The sequence below is a fragment of the Microbacterium salitolerans genome (assembly GCF_019720895.1).
Classification (GTDB): Bacteria; Actinomycetota; Actinomycetes; order Actinomycetales; family Microbacteriaceae; genus Microbacterium.
On sequence record NZ_JAHKSH010000004.1, the window covers coordinates 272,258 to 287,385 of the forward strand.

Sequence of the window (15,128 nt, forward strand, 5' to 3'; positions counted from 1 at the left end):
TCACGCCTCCTGCTGGGCGATCACGCCCGACAGCCAGCGCGCGCTGTCCTTCACGATGCGCTCCCGCGTGTCGTAGTCGACCCGCACGATCCCGAACCGCTTCGAGTAGCCGTAGCCCCACTCGAAGTTGTCGAGCAGCGACCACACGAGGTAGCCGCGCAGGTCCACGCCGCGATCCATCGCGCGCCGGGCGGCGCCGAAGTGCCGCACCAGATAGTCGGTGCGGTCGGCGTCGTGCACGCGCGGCCCGTCGGCCGTCTCCGTCACGACGTCGGGGAACGCCGCCCCGTTCTCCGTGACCATGAGCGGCTGCGCGGGGAACTGCTCCGACAGCGACACGAGGAGATCCTCGAGCCCGTCGGGCGCGATGTTCCACCCCATATCCGTGTAGGGCCCCTCCTGCGGCAGGAACTCGACGTCGTCGAGGCCGGGCCACGGGGATCCGCCGACGTCCTTGTGCCCGTCGTTGCGTACCTTCTCCGCCGAGCCGTCCCATGTGCGCACCGTCACGGTCGAGTAGTAGTTGACGCCGAGGACGTCGAGCGGCTGGTGGATCCTCTCGAGGTCGCCGTCCTGTACGAACGACCAGTCGGTGACCGCCGACGTCTGCGCGAGCAGGTCGTCGTCGTATCGCCCCCGCAGCAAGGGGCTCGTGAAGGCGCGGTTCGCGAGGGCCTCGACGCCGCGCACCGCCTCCTCCTCGCCGCGCGCGACGTGGAAGTTCAGCGTGACCGACACGTCGGGATCGTTCGTCGCCGCACGTCGGATCTCCGGTACGGCGAGGCCGTGCGCGAGGTTCAGGTGATGCACCGCGGCGAGCGCGTCCGCCCCGTTCGTGCGGCCGGGTGCGTGCGCGCCGGATCCGTACCCCAGGTAGGCGGCGCACCACGGCTCGTTGAGCGTCGTCCAGGTGTGCACGCGATCGCCGAGCGCCTCCACCGTGCGCGCCGCGTACTCGGCGAATCGCTCGGCCGTGGAGCGATTCGGCCATCCGCCCGCGTCCTCGAGCTCCTGCGGCAGATCCCAGTGATAGAGCGTCGCGATCGGTCGGATCCCGCGCGCGAGCAGACCGTCGACGAGCCGCGAATAAAACCCCATGCCGTCGGGGCTGACGACCGAACCGGCGTTCGGGAGCACGCGCGACCACGAGATCGAGAAGCGGTACGCCTCGAGCCCGAGGCGCGCCATGAGATCGAGGTCGCTCTCGAGGTGGTGGTAATGGTCGCAGGCGATGTCGCCGGTGTCGCCGTTCCACGTACGCCCCGGCGTGTGACTGAACGTGTCCCAGATCGACGGCGTGCGCCCACCCTCGGCGGCGGCGCCCTCGATCTGATACGACGCGGTCGCGGATCCGATGACGAATCCGGGCGGGAACTGGAGCGGGATGTCGCGATAGTCGGTGTGCACGCGCTACACCATAGGGCCGCGGCCAGCCTGAGCCGAGCGATCATCGCCCGCGCGGTCTCGCGGCGCGTCGTCGATGTCACCGCGCGTCACGATGATCTCGGCGTCGCATTCGACGATGACATCGACGCCATGCCCCGCCCACTCCACGCGCACGCAGCCCTCCGCACCGGGACGCGCCCGGAGCCGGGTCTCGACGAGCGCGCCGTCCAGCCATTCGATGTCGACGTGGATCCCGGGGCGGGCGACGAGGCCGCGCACGCTCCCGGCGCCGAGCGTCGACGGAACCGCGGGCAGCAGCTCGATCCGTCCACGATGGCTCTGGACGAGGCACTCGGCGATGCCTGCGACGTACCCGAGATTGCCGTCGATCTGAAACGGCGGGTGCGCGGCGAACAGGTTCGGATAGAGCCCGCCCGCGTGACCCGCCGCATTCGCGTGCGCATCGCGGAAGACCAGCTCGATCAGCGCGCTCACGCGGTCGGACCGCCCGAGCCGCGCCCAGAGCGCGAGCTTCCACGCGAGCGACCATCCGGTCGAGTCCAAGCCGCGCCGGTCGAGCGACACGGCCGCGGCGCGCTCGAAGCTCTCGTCGGCGGCCGCACCGGGGTAGAGCGCGTATAGATGACTGACGTGGCGGTGTGCGGGATCCGCTTCGTCGACGGCGCGATCCCATTCGAGGACGCCGTCGGCGCGCACACGCGACGCGGGCGTGGGGATCCGGTCGAGCGCCCGGCGCGCCTCTCGCGCCAGCGGATCCGCCGGGTCGTCCTCGAGTGCGACGACGGTCTCGAGCAGCTCGCGCGCGAGCGAGATATCCATGGTGCTCGACACCCCCACGCCGACCTCGGCGTCGCCCGTTCGGAACGCGTTCTCGGGTGACGTCGACGGCGCCGTGCCGAGCGCGCCGTCGGGCGTCTCGGTGAGCCATGACAGCATGAATCGCGCCGCGCCGCGCGCGAGCGGGCGGAGCGTGTCGGCAGCGAATCCCTCCGGAGCTGCGCCGAACGCGACATGCTCGGTCAGGTGCCGGGTGAGCCAGGCGCCCGCGAACGGCCAGAACGACCATTTCACGGCCCCGTGCCCGGCTCCCGTCGTCGCCGTGAACGCCCAGGCGTCGCTGTTGTGGTGCGCGGTCCAGCCGGGTGCCCCGTAGTCGTGCGCCGCCGTGACCGCGCCGCGCTCGGCCAGCGCCTCGACGAAGCGGATGAGCGGATCGACCGTCTCGGGAAGATCCGTCACCTCCGATGCCCAGCAGTTCATCTCCGCGTTGATGTTGAGCGTGTAGTTCGAGCTCCACGGCGGGCGCATCTCGGCGTTCCACACGCCCTGCAGGTTCGCGGGGAGACCGCCTGGTCGCGCCGAGGAGATGAGCAGGTAGCGACCGTAGTCGAACAGGGTCGCGACGAGATCCGGATCCGCCGCCGCGACGTCCCCGCTCGCGCGCGCGTGCGACAGGCGCTCGTCGGTGGGCAGATCGGGTGCGGGGCCGAGGTCGAGCTGCACGCGGTCGAAGAGCGTCCGGTGGGCGTGGACATGCTCGTCCCGCAGTCGCTCGTAGGGTTCCCGCAGTGCGTCCTCCACCCGCTGCCGCGCCCGGCTCTCGGCCTCGGCGATGGGCGAGAGCGGCGCCGTCGGCCCCGCGTACGTCGTCTCGATCGCGGCGACGATGACGACGCGCTCCTGCTCCGCGCGGCGCCGCACGACCACGACGGCTTCGACCGACCTCTCCCCCGGCTCGGGCCACGTCGCCGCGGGCATCGACGGCTCGTGCCCCGGGGCGACGTCGAGGGGCGCCTGCAGTCGCACGACGAACCCGTCGTCCAAGACGTCGCGCGACGTCTCGCGCAGGGGCGATGTGAAGTCGAGCGCCGGGTCTCCTCTGCCGCCGGTGATCGCGTGCACGACGACCTGCGCGGGCTGTGACACAAACGTCTCCGCGATCGCCTCGCCCGCGCGCGTCTCATGCACGGCGGTCTGCAGGTCGAGCGTGCGCACGACATCCACCGGATCCGGCTGCTCCGCCCCGACGACGAGGCGGCCGACGGGCAGGAACGCCTGGGCGTAGTCGGACTGCCGGCGCGCGAGCAGCTCCTCTGCTTCCTGCGGTCGCCCCGCGAGCACGGCGGCGCGTGCGCGCAGCAGCAGGTCCTGCGCCTCCGCTGCGGCGACCCGACGCTGACGCTCGTCGCGCTGGGGAGCGCCCGACCAGAGGGTCTCCTCATTGAGGTCGAGCACGGCGTGCATTCCGCCTCCGCACATCGCCCCCAGCCTGCCGTTGCCGAGCGGGAGCGCCTCGAGCCAGTCGTCTGCCTGCCCGTCGAAGACGAGACGGCGGCCAGAAGAGCGGCGCGCGCGGCGGCGAGGGAACGGTTTCACATCGGTGTGCACGCGGTCCACCATAGGTCGCGGCGCGCCGGATCCGACCGTTGTGCACCCACCCGCGCTCCTGATATGTTCTGTTTCACAACATTTCTCCGACGACGTGGAAAGGCACCCTCATGTCCCTCACCCCCACCCCGGCCGACAAGTTCTCCTTCGGCCTCTGGACCATCGGCTACAACGGCACCGACCCGTTCGGCGGCCCCACCCGCCCCGCGCTCGACGTCGTGCACGGCGTCGAGAAGCTCGCCGAGCTCGGCGCGTACGGCCTGACGTTCCACGACGACGACCTGTTCGCCTTCGGGTCCACCGACGCCGAGCGCCAGACGCAGATCGATCGGCTCAAGGGCGCCATGGCCGACACCGGGATCGTCGTGCCGATGGTCACGACGAACCTCTTCAGCGCCCCCGTCTTCAAGGACGGCGGCTTCACGTCGAACGACCGTGCCGTACGCCGCTTCGCGCTCCGCAAGGTCCTGCGCAACATCGACCTCGCCGCCGAGCTCGGCGCCAAGACCTTCGTCATGTGGGGCGGCCGCGAGGGCGCCGAGTACGACAGCGCGAAGGACATCCAGGCGGCGCTGGAGCGCTACCGCGAGGCCGTCAACCTGCTCGGCGACTACGTCACCGACAAGGGCTACGACATCCGCTTCGCGATCGAGCCGAAGCCGAACGAGCCGCGCGGCGACATCCTCCTGCCGACGCTCGGCCACGCCCTCGCGTTCATCGACTCGCTCGAGCGTCCCGAGCTCGTGGGCCTCAATCCCGAGACGGGCCACGAGCAGATGGCGGGCCTGAACTTCACGGCCGGCATCGCGCAGGCGCTGTTCCACGGCAAGCTCTTCCACATCGACCTCAACGGCCAACGCGGCATCAAGTACGACCAGGACCTCGTGTTCGGTCACGGCGACCTGCACAACGCCTTCTCGCTCGTCGACCTGCTCGAGCACGGCGCCCCGGGCGGCGGCCAGGCGTACACGGGCCCGCGCCACTTCGACTACAAGCCGAGCCGCACCGAGGACGAGGCGGGGGTGTGGGAGTCGGCCGCCGCGAACATGCGCACCTACTTGCTGCTGAAGGAGCGCGCACAGGCGTTCCGCGCCGACCCCGAGGTGCAGGAGGCACTCGCGGCCGCGAAGGTCGCCGAGCTGCGCACGCCCACGCTCGGCGCGGGCGAGAGCTACGACGACCTGCTCGCCGACCGCTCGGCGTATGAGGACTTCGACGCGAACGCGTACCTCGGCGGCAAGGGCTTCGGCTTCGTCCGCCTGCAGCAGCTCGCGACCGAGCACCTGCTCGGCGCGCGCTCGTAGGGCGGGCGCCGGATGTCGCTCGTCGCCGGCGTCGACTCGTCGACGCAGAGCTGCAAGGTCGTCGTGTGCGATGCCGATTCGGGCGCCGTCGTGCGCTCGGGTCGCGCCTCGCACCCCGATGGGTCCGAGGTCGATCCCGCACACTGGTGGCGCGCGCTCGGCGAGGCGCTCGCCGACGCCGGCGGCCTCGACGACGTCGCGGCGTGGAGCATCGCGGGCCAGCAGCACGGCCTCGTCGCGCTCGACATCGAGGGCCGCGTCATCCGCGATGCCCTTCTCTGGAACGACACCCGCTCCGCGGCGGCGGCCTCGGCCCTGACCGAGGAGGTTGGCGCCGAGACCTTCGCCGCGCGCACGGGGCTCGTCCCCGTCGCGTCGTTCACCATCACGAAGCTGCGCTGGCTGGCCGATGCCGAGCCCGAGAACGCGGCGCGTGTGGCGGCCGTGGCTCTCCCCCACGACTGGCTGACGTGGCGCCTGCGCGGGTACGGCCCGGCGGGCGAATCGGATCTCGGACCGCAGCTCGACGAGCTCGTCACCGATCGCTCGGATGCGAGCGGCACGGGCTATTTCACCGCGTCCACGGGAGAATACGACCGCGAGCTGCTGTCGCGCGCGCTGCGTCGCGACGCGTCGGGCGTCGTCCTGCCGCGCGTGCTCGGGACCACCGAGCACGTGTCGGATGCGGCTGGACGCGTCGTCGGCGCGGGCTGCGGAGACAACGCGGGGGCGGCGCTCGGCATGGGCGCCCGCGCAGGCGACATCGGCGTCTCGATCGGCACGAGCGGCACCGTCTTCGCCGTCTCGGAGACCCCGACGCGCGATGCGTCGGGAACCGTTGCGGGCTTCGCCGATGCCGCGGGCGGCTTCCTCCCGATCGTGACGACGCTCAACGCCGCACGCGTCCTCGACGCCGTCGCGGCGCTCCTCGGCGTCGACCACGAGGGACTCGCCGATCTCGCGCTGGCGGCGGTTCCGGGGTCCTCGGGCCTCGTCCTCCAGCCGTGGTTCGAGGGCGAGCGCACACCGAACCGCCCCGACGCCACGGCCACGCTGTTCGGCATGACGCTCGCGTCCACGACCCGCGAGAACCTCGCCCGCGCAGCGATCGAGGGCGTGCTCTGCGGCCTCGCCGAAGGCCTCGATGCGATGCGCGCGCAGGGCGTCGAAGCGGGGCGGATCCTGCTCACGGGCGGTGCCGCGCAGAGCCCGGCCGTCCAACGGATCGCCGCAGAGGTGTTCGGTCTCCCCGTCGCCGTCCCGGACCCGGGCGAGTACGTCGCCCTCGGCGCCGCGACGCAGGCGGCGTGGGCCCTGTCCGACGCGCGCCCCTCTTGGCGTCCCGAGCTCCTCGTGGAGCTCGCGGCGGATCCTCACGTGGATCTCCGCGACGCCTACCGCGCCCGACTCGACTGACGGCGGCGCAGCCGCCCGCCGCGACGGTAGCGTTGTCGGCATGGCGAAGGCAGTGCAGTTCACGACAGTCGGCGGTCCCGAGGTGCTCGAGGTCGTCGAGATCGCAGATCCCGCTCCCGGCCCCGGCGAGGTCGCCGTGACGGTCGAGGCCGCGGGCGTCAATCCCGTCGAGCGCAAGCTGCGCTCCGGCGTGCGCCCTCTGCCGGGTGACGGTCCCTGGCGCGCGGGCTCCGACGGCGCGGGCGTCGTCTCCGCTGTCGGGGAGGGCGTCGACGGGTTCCGTGCCGGCGACGCCGTCGCGTTCTTCGGCGCCGCCGGATCCTACGCGTCCGACGTCGTCGTGGACGCCGCGAAGGTCTTCCTGCGCCCGGCTGGCGTGACCGCCGCCCACGGCGCCGCGCTCGGCATCCCGGCAGGCACGGCTTACCAGGCGCTCCGCTCGCTCGGAATCCGCGAAGACGATACTCTCCTCATCCACGGCGGGTCCGGATCCGTCGGGCAGGCCGCGATCCAGTTCGCGGTGCTGTTCGGGGCGCACGTCATCGCGACGACGAGCGACGCCCGCGCCGACCGCGTGCGCGACCTCGGCGCCGAGGCGATCGCCTACGGCGACGGCCTCACGGGCCGCGTGCTCGAGGCGGCGCCCGACGGCGTCACGGCGATCCTCGACTGCGCGGGCGCCGACGGCGTACTCGAGGCGTCGCTCGAGCTGCTCGACGACACGGACCGCATCGCGACCATCGTCATCGGGGCGAAGGCCGACGAGATGGGGCTGCGCGCCTTCGCGGGCGGATCCCGCGCGCCCCTCACGGCCCAGCAGAACGCCTGGCGCGCCGAGGCCATGCCGGTCGCTCTCGCGCTCATGGCTTCGGGGTACTTCGACGTCGAGCTCGGCGCCGAGTACGCACTCGATCAGGCCGGCGAGGCCCAGATGGCGAACGAGAACGGTGCGCACGGCAAGCTGATCCTCGTCCCCTGACACACGACGTCACACGCATCGTCGGGAGCGATATCTCCGCGGGACAATGGTGAGATGACGAATCCCGACGGCGCGCGCGGCTTCGCGACGACCCAGCTTCACGCCGGATACGTTCCCGGCACCCCCCAGAACACCGTCGCGACGCCGATCTACCAGTCCTCGGCGTACGAGTTCCCGTCGCTCCACGAGGCGCGCGAGCTGTTCGCTCTGCGCCAGAAGGGCAACATCTACAGCCGCAACGGCACGCCGACGCAGGCGGTCCTCGAGAAGCGCCTCGCGGAGCTCGAGGGCGGCGTCGCGGCCGCGGCGGTCGGGTCCGGACAGGCGGCCACAACGGTCGCCGCACTGGCCCTCGCGGCTCCCGGTGGGCACATCGTCGCGTCGAGCTCGCTCTACGGCGGAACAGTCGACCTCTTCGACGACACGTTCCGCGACTTCGGCATCGAGGTCACCTTCGTCGACCAGGACGACTTCGATGCATGGCGCGACGCCGTCCGACCGAACACGCGCCTGTTCTTCGCGGAGACCGTCGCGAACCCCGTCGCGCAGGTGCTCGACATCGATTCCGTGGCCGCCATCGCGCACGACGCGGGCATCCCCCTCGTCATCGACAACACGGTCGCCACGCCCCACCTCATCCGCGTAAAGGATCACGGAGCCGACATCGTCGTGCACTCGGCGACGAAGTTCATCGGCGGCCACGGCACCTCCCTCGGCGGCATCGTCGTCGACCTCGGCACCTTCGACTTCACGGCGGATCCCGAGAAGTGGCCGGGCCTGTTCGAGCCGCACTGGCGCTACGGCGACGTCGCCCTGTGGGACGCATTCGGCCGCGACGGCGCGTTCACGACGCTCGTGAAGAGCAAGTTCGTCGCCGACCTCGGCCCCGCGCTCAGCCCGTTCAATGCGTTCCAGCTGCTCGAGGGCCTCGAGACGCTCGACCTCCGCGTCGCACGCCACTCGACGAGCGCGCTGGAGGTCGCACAGGTGCTGCAGGATCACCCGGCGGTCCGCATCGTGCATCACCCCGGGCTGCGCGACAACCCGTACCTGGGCATCGGGCGCGCGCTGTACCCGAAGGGTCTCCCGTCGGTGTACGCGTTCGAACTCGTCGAGCCCGAGGGCGCGGACGACGCGCAGTCGTTCGCGCGCGCGGCGCAGTTCATCGACTCGCTGCGGATCGTGAAGCTGGTCGCCAACATCGGCGACGCGCGCACCCTCGTGTGCCACCCGGCGTCGATGACGCACAACCACATGACGCCCGCCCAGCTCGCCGCCGCGGGAATGAACTGGTCGACGATCCGGATCTCGGTCGGACTCGAGGATCCGGCCGACCTCATCGCCGACCTGCGCCAGGCGCTCGACGCGCTGTGACGCGCGGGGCTCTCCGACCCGCTAGCGTGACGGAGTGACGCTCCCCGATCTCGCCCCGCTTGCGTGGGCGGCACTCGTCGTCGGCGCGATGACGATCGGCGTCTCGAAGACCGGCCTTCCCGGTGCGAACACCGTCGGGATCGCGCTGTTCGCGACCGCCCTGCCGGCGAAGGAGTCGACGGGCGCCATGCTCCTGCTCCTGATCGTCGGCGACATGCTCGCGCTGTGGCTCTATCGTCGTCACGCCGACTGGCCCACGCTGCTGCGCCTTGCGCCGTCGGTCCTCGTCGGTCTGCTGATCGGCGTCGCGTTCCTCGCGCTCGTGGGCGACACGGGGGTCAAGCGCACGATCGGCGTGGTGCTTCTCCTCCTCGTCGCGCTCACCCTGTGGCGCCGGCGCCGGCCGGATCCCGACGGCGCGATCGCGGCGGGGCGAGGCACGCGCACGCTCTACGGGTCGCTCGGCGGATTCACGACGATGGTCGCGAACGCGGGCGGCCCCGTCATGGGCATGTACTTCCTCGCGTCGCGGTTCTCGATGAAGGCGTTCCTCGGGACGGCCGCGTGGTTCTTCGCGATCGTCAACCTCGCGAAGGTGCCGTTCTCCGTCGGGCTCGGGCTGATCACGCCGACGACCCTGGCGATGGACGCGATGCTCGTGATCCCCGTCCTCGTGGGTGCGGCGATCGGCCGCTGGGCGATCTCGCGGCTGAGCCAGCGGATCTTCGACGCGGTCGTGATCGCGTTCACCGTCGTCGGGGCCGTCTACCTGCTGTTCTGAGAGAGGGGGCGAGCCAGGGGGCCCGCCCCCCTCTCCGGCGATCACCGTCCCGCAGTGAACGTGTGCGACCACGTGGCGTCGCCGTCGATCGCGAACCACGCGTCGGGCACCGCCGTGATCGAGACCCACCGCTTCTCGCGGTGGAAGCCCGGATCGACCTGCTCGCCGTCGACGTAGTACGTCACGTGCTCCGCGTCGGGGATGACGTAGCCGTCCCGCCCACGCCCTCGCTCGTCGACGAACGCCGGCGCCTCGGCCGTGACCGCGGTCGTGAAGACGGGCACGTCGCCGTAGTCGATGTCGCTCGCGAGCATGTAGCTCGTGTAGCTCGGCTGGTTGTACGCCGTGTTCTGACGCGCGGCCTCGGGCGCGTACTGCGGATCCTGCAGGAGCGTGGTGAGCGCGCGATCCGTCACCTCGGTCGACGTGTGGATCTGGATCTCGGTGCTGTCGGCGTCGCGCACGAGCAGCTCTTCGCGCCAGTCGCCGAGCAGGTCGGCCACGAGCGAGGGGTTTCCCTTCGTGCCGTTGTTGGTGCGCGCGCCCTCGATCTCGAGGACGGTGGAGCCGTCGCCGTCGACGATCGAGACGTCGGCGTCGCCGTGCCCCGTGACGATCTGCGTCGTCATGTCGCCGGCCCAGCGGATCGACTGGTTCGTGCCGAGGGCCCCGGCGGGGAGGTCGGACCCGGGAGGCATCGAGGCCCAGTACTCGAGGCCCGGCCGCTCCGGGTCGACGTCTCCGATCATGCCGCGACCGGTGTCGCGCCCGGAGTACTCGCCGCCCAGGATCTCGCCCGTCGCGGCATCGCGCAGCGCCCAGCCGTACGGCGCCCAGGCGCCGCCCTCGTGCACCGTGAAGATCTCGAGCCCGTCCCGCTCCGGCACGATGTCCGTCACGTGCATCGCGTCGCCGTGTCCGAGCTTCGCCACGGCCCCCGGGTCGGCGCTGTCCTCGGGCAGGACGTCCGTCGAGCTGTAGAGCAGCGATCCGTCGTCGTCGAGCGTCGCGCTGCCGTAGACGATCTCGTGGCGCCCGTCTCCGTCGACGTCAGCGGCCGACAGCGAGTGGAAGCCCTGGGTCGTCAGCGTGCCGAGTTCGGGATCCGTGCCGTCGCGGCCGTGGGGCGAGTCGTCGAACGGATTCGTCATCGGCGCGTGGCCGCTGTCGGCGAGCCACCGCTGGGTGAGCTGCTCGCCATCCCAGTCGTACGCGGCGATCGCAGCGCGCGTGTAGTAGCCGCGCGCGAAGATCGCCGACGACGAGACACCGTCCAGCGAGGCGACGCCGGCGAGGAAGCGGTCGACGCGGTTGCCCGGCTCGATGCGGCTCATCGCGTAGTCGCCCCAGAGCAGTCCGTCGTCGCCGCGCCCCGGATCGTACGCGACGGTGTCGAGCTCGGCGCCCGTCTCGCCGTCGAACACGGTGAGGTACTCGGGACCCGAGAGGATGAATCCTTCAAAATCGCGCAGCGCGTTGCGGCCGCTGCGCGACGGCGCGTAGACATCGATGAAGTGGTCGACGAGCTCCTCAGCGTCGGCCTGTGCGAGCGGGTAGTCGTATCGAGGCTCGATGCCGAGCGCCTCCTCGATCGTGGCCGGCCACTGACCCGAGGTGACCTCTTCGCGCTCCGACCAGCCGCGGAAGACGCCCGCGAGGTGCTCGGCGTAGTCGGCTGCCGACATCCGGTAGTCGTCCTCGTGCGTGACGCCGTCGGCACGATCCTCCTCGGGGATCGTGATCGGCGTCTCCTCGCCCCCCGCGATCGTGCGCGTGCCCGGCGCCGTCTTCATCATGAGCTCGCTGGATCCGTCGCCGTCGAAGTCGTAGGCGAGGAACTGCGTGTAGTGCGCACCCGCGCGGATGTTCACCCCGAGGTCGATGCGGTTCAGGAGCGTGCCGTCGGCCGCGTACGTGTCGACGTAGGTGCTGCCCGTGTAGCCGACCTGGGACACGTCCTTCGCGTTCGACGGGTCCCACTTCACGACGTACTCAAGGGAGCCGTCGCCGTCGACGTCCGCGACCGACATGTCGTTCGCTGAGTACGTGTAGTCCTCGCCCGCGGGGGTCGTGCCGCCTGCGGGCTTCTGCAGCGGGATCGAGCCGTGCCCGCCCGCCCACGGGGTGACCGCATCACTGCGCTCGAGCTCGACGCCGTTGACCACCGGCGCCACGCGGTACTCGGCACCCGGGGATCCGTCGGCGTCGACGTGGTTCGTGCTGCCCGACACCGTCGCGATGCGCTCGCCGTCGCGATAGACCGCGAAGTCGGGGCCCGCCATCCCGGAGTCCGTGGCGCCCGCCGTCTCGCTCGCGAGGAGTCGCCAGCTGAGGAACACACCGCCATCGCTCGCCGCCGCGACGAGGCCGCGGTCGAGCAGGGCGAGGGGCGGGCGCTCCTGTGCGGCGGGCTCCTGCGCCACGGCCGCATTCACCATCCCCGGCCCGGTGAGCGCCAGGGCGGCCGCCACCGCGCACGCTCCCACGCGCGTCGCCGACCGCCGGAACACTGAGTTCGACATCGAATCTCCTCTTCCGTCCACCGGAGCGAGGTGCCGCGCGTCGTCGCGCAGAAAGCGTTTTCCCGCACCGTTGAAAGAAAGGCTAGTACCCCGGCTTGGATCGTTTCAACCCGTCGCCGCGATCCGCCCGGAGAAACCCAACGGCCCCGGGAGGAGCACTCCCCCGGGGCCGTTCACAGCAGGATCAACTGTAGGACGCCGATCTGTCAGATCGCTGAACAGAGCGTGAATGATCGCACCACACTGCATGCGTCGCGAGCGCACCATCCAGCAGATCGCCAGATCGTGGTGCGCATTCTGCACCCGACGCGGGCTCCGGGAAGCGCACCTCCCGGAGCCCGGCCGGATCAGGCGGCGAGCGCCGGCGCGCCGATCGCGGACGCGATGAGCGCGCCTCCTGCCACTTCGACGCGCACGGCTCCGCCGTCCACCAGCTCGCCCGAGACGAAGAGGTCGGCGATGCGGTCGTCGATCTCGCGCTGAATGAGGCGACGCAGCGGCCGCGCGCCGTACTCCGGCTGATGTCCGTGCTCGGCGAGCCACTCGAGCGCCGCGTCCGCGACCTCGAGCTCGACCTCGCGTGCGGCGAGGTGCCGACGCGTGGATCCGAGCAGAAGCTCGACGATCTGCCGCAGCTGCGCGCGATCGAGCTTGCGGAACAGGACGATCTCATCGATGCGGTTCAGGAACTCGGGTCGCATCTGCTCGCGCAGCCGCCCCATCACGCGATCGCGCAGATCCTTCTCCTCGAATTCCCGCCCCGTCTGCGAGAAGCCGATCGCCCCCGCGCGGGAGGCGAGGAACTCGCTTCCGAGGTTCGACGTCATGATGATCACCGTGTGCCGGAAGTCGACCGTGCGGCCCTGGCCGTCGGTCAGGCGCCCGTCGTCCAGCACCTGCAGCAGCAGGTTGAAGACGTCGGGGTGGGCCTTCTCGATCTCGTCGAACAGCACGATCGAGTACGGGTTGCGACGCACGCGCTCCGTGAGCTGCCCCGCCTCGTCGTAGCCGACGTACCCGGGAGGAGCGCCGACGAGCCGGCTCACGGTGTGGCGCTCGCCGTACTCGCTCATGTCGAAGCGCAGGATCGCTCCGTCGTCGTCGAAGAGACTGCCTGCGAGCGCTTTCGCGAGCTCGGTCTTGCCGACGCCCGTCGGCCCGAGGAAGAGGAACGACCCCACGGGACGATGCGCGTCCCCCATCCCCGTGCGGCTGCGGCGAACGGACTTCGCGACGGCCGTGACCGCGTCCTCCTGGCCGATCACGCGTGCGTGCAGCTCCTGCTCGAGCTGTGCGAGACGCGCGCGCTCGCCCTCCGTGAGGCGGCTCGCGGGGATCCCCGTGGCACGGCTCACGACCGCGGCGATCTGCTCCTCGTCGACGATCGCGTCGGCAGCGAGTGCGGCGGTCGTCGCCCCGTCCAGGCGCGCCTGGACGTCCTGGATCTCGTCACGGATCCGCGATGCCTCTTCGTACTGCTCGCCCTGCACGGCGCGGTTCTTGTCGGCCTCCAGCATCGCGAGCTGCTCGGCGAGCTGTTCCGTCGTCGACGTCGCACCGAGGCGCAGACGCAGGCGCGCCCCGGCCTGGTCGATGAGGTCGATCGCCTTGTCCGGGAGCACGCGGTCGGAGAGGTAGCGGTCACTGAGCTCGACGGCCGCACGCAGCGCGTCGTCGGTGTACGCGACCTGATGGTGCGCCTGATACGCCTCGCGCAGTCCGTGCAGGATCTGGACCGCGTCCTCGATGCTCGGCTCGCCCACGCGCACGGGCTGGAAGCGCCGCGCGAGCGCCGCATCCTTCTCGATGCGGCGGAACTCCTCGAGGGTCGTGGCGCCCACCAGGTGCAGCTCGCCGCGAGCCAGACGCGGCTTGAGGATGTTTCCGGCATCCATCGCGCCGCCGTCGCCACCGCCGCCTGCTCCGACGATCGTGTGGATCTCATCGATGAAGAGAATGATCTCGCCCGCCTGCTCGGCGACCTCGTCCATCGTCTTCGTGAGACGCTCCTCGAAGTCTCCGCGATAGCGGGCGCCCGCGAGCATCCCCGCCATGTCGATGCTGACGACACGCTTGCCGGCGAGCTGCTGAGGCACGGATCCCTCGACGATCGCACGCGCCAGCCCTTCCGCGATCGCGGTCTTGCCGACGCCGGCTTCTCCGACGAGGACGGGATTGTTCTTGGTGCGACGCGAGAGGATCTCGATCGCCTGCTCGATCTCGGCCTCTCGTCCGATGACGGGGTCGAGTTCGCCCTCCTTCGCGCGTGCCGTCAGATCGATGCCGTAGGTCTCGAGCATGGTCCCGCCGGCGCCCGCCTGCTCCTCCGATGTCCGACTCGGCGTCGCCTCCGAGCGCACGCCGCTCATGAGCGCGTCGGGCGTCACACCGCGCTGTGACAGGATCCGGCCCGCCGGGGTGTCCTGCGCGAGGACGAGCGCGAAGAAGACGTGCTCGGGATCGACGTAGGTCGTCCCCGAGGAGCGCGCGATCTGCAGCGCCTGATACAGCGCCCGCTGCACCGAGGCGGTCATCTGCGCCGCGTCGACGCTCGCGGCTCCCGCCGGGTGAGGCAGGGAGGCCTCAGCCTCCGCGATGACGTCCTCCGGCTCTGCGCCGACGGCCTGCAGCGCACTGCGAACGCCGTCGTCGCCTGCGAGCACCCTCAGCAGATGCAGGGCGTCCAGCTCGGCCTGGCCCCGGCCCAGCGCATAGGCGCCCGCCTTCTGGATGATCTCGTACGTGCGTGCGCTCAGAATGCGCCGCATGTCCATCGTGCGGCTCCGCTGCGCACTCCCCTGCAGCAGGCGCGCGAGGAACTCGTCGAACGACCTGCCGTCGTTCGCGGGAAAGTCCGTGTCGGCCATATCGATCCTCCTGGGTGAAGTTGATTCGCTTCGACTCAAGTTTTAAACCTGAGTCGACATCTGTCAACTTCAACGCGGATCCCTCCGAGG

Annotated in this window: 9 protein-coding genes; 5 read left to right on the forward strand and 4 right to left on the reverse strand. The window is 70.9% G+C overall.

The genetic code is table 11. The features are described from left to right. Window positions 1–1,407: a GH1 family beta-glucosidase gene (locus KOL93_RS10800; RefSeq protein ID WP_221585361.1), complete on the reverse strand. Its 1,407-nt coding sequence runs from the start codon at window positions 1,405–1,407 to the stop codon at window positions 1–3. A gap of 3 nt (window positions 1,408–1,410) precedes the next feature. Continuing rightward, on the reverse strand, window positions 1,411–3,795 hold the full coding sequence (locus KOL93_RS10805) for a glycosyl hydrolase family 95 catalytic domain-containing protein (RefSeq protein WP_221585362.1): 2,385 nt from the start codon (window positions 3,793–3,795) through the stop codon (window positions 1,411–1,413). 110 nt (window positions 3,796–3,905) lie between these two features. Between KOL93_RS10805 and xylA the strand changes: the two genes are divergently transcribed. The 5 genes from xylA (at window position 3,906) to KOL93_RS10830 (ending at window position 9,649) form a co-directional block, all read left to right on the forward strand. Then, window positions 3,906–5,099 (forward strand): xylose isomerase, encoded by a 1,194-nt coding sequence (gene xylA, locus KOL93_RS10810; RefSeq protein ID WP_221585363.1) that lies wholly within the window; start codon window positions 3,906–3,908, stop codon window positions 5,097–5,099. Between the two features lie 12 nt (window positions 5,100–5,111). After that, window positions 5,112–6,515: a xylulokinase gene (gene xylB, locus KOL93_RS10815; RefSeq protein WP_221585364.1), complete on the forward strand. Its 1,404-nt coding sequence runs from the start codon at window positions 5,112–5,114 to the stop codon at window positions 6,513–6,515. Window positions 6,516–6,555: 40 nt separating this feature from the next. Further along, window positions 6,556–7,494, forward strand: a complete 939-nt coding sequence (locus KOL93_RS10820; RefSeq protein ID WP_221585365.1) for a quinone oxidoreductase family protein — start codon at window positions 6,556–6,558, stop codon at window positions 7,492–7,494. 54 nt (window positions 7,495–7,548) lie between these two features. Further along, on the forward strand, window positions 7,549–8,868 hold the full coding sequence (locus KOL93_RS10825; protein ID WP_221585366.1) for an O-acetylhomoserine aminocarboxypropyltransferase/cysteine synthase family protein: 1,320 nt from the start codon (window positions 7,549–7,551) through the stop codon (window positions 8,866–8,868). Between the two features lie 88 nt (window positions 8,869–8,956). Continuing rightward, window positions 8,957–9,649 carry a sulfite exporter TauE/SafE family protein gene (locus tag KOL93_RS10830; protein WP_221585613.1) on the forward strand — a complete coding sequence of 231 codons (693 nt, stop codon included), beginning with the start codon at window positions 8,957–8,959 and terminating at the stop codon, window positions 9,647–9,649. A 41-nt stretch (window positions 9,650–9,690) separates the two neighbouring features. Here KOL93_RS10830 and KOL93_RS10835 read toward each other — a convergent pair whose 3' ends face one another. Both KOL93_RS10835 and KOL93_RS10840 read right to left on the reverse strand, forming a co-directional pair. Next, the gene (locus tag KOL93_RS10835; protein WP_221585367.1) at window positions 9,691–12,171 is read right to left on the reverse strand and encodes a rhamnogalacturonan lyase; all 2,481 of its coding nucleotides are present in this window, start codon (window positions 12,169–12,171) and stop codon (window positions 9,691–9,693) included. 347 nt (window positions 12,172–12,518) lie between these two features. Then, window positions 12,519–15,038: an ATP-dependent Clp protease ATP-binding subunit gene (locus tag KOL93_RS10840; RefSeq protein WP_221585368.1), complete on the reverse strand. Its 2,520-nt coding sequence runs from the start codon at window positions 15,036–15,038 to the stop codon at window positions 12,519–12,521. Between the last annotated feature and the right edge of the window lie 90 nt (window positions 15,039–15,128).